This window comes from Vibrio genomosp. F10 str. ZF-129, from assembly GCF_000287055.2.
Classification (GTDB): Bacteria; Pseudomonadota; Gammaproteobacteria; order Enterobacterales; family Vibrionaceae; genus Vibrio.
Window position 1 is genome coordinate 1 of sequence record NZ_AJYQ02000122.1, and the last position, 228, is coordinate 228.

Here is a 228-nt window from a genome sequence, read left to right on the forward strand (position 1 = left end):
GCTGCTCTGCCAATTGGAGCTACACCCCTATATCCAGTTTTAATGAGCTGAAACTCAGAATAAGTGGCGGAGTGGACGGGACTCGAACCCGCGACCCCCGGCGTGACAGGCCGGTATTCTAACCAACTGAACTACCACTCCGCAGTGGCATACTTGCTTAGCAAGTGTCCATCTGTTTTTAGACTCGGTCTAAAAACGAAATTAAAGCCTGGCGATGTCCTACTCTCA

Annotated in this window: 1 tRNA gene; it reads right to left on the minus strand. The window is 50.4% G+C overall.

Annotation, left to right across the window (positions count from 1 at the left end):
* Positions 1-64 precede the first annotated feature (64 nt).
* Positions 65-141: transfer RNA gene (locus A1QO_RS16140), tRNA-Asp, on the minus strand.
* Positions 142-228 lie beyond the last annotated feature (87 nt).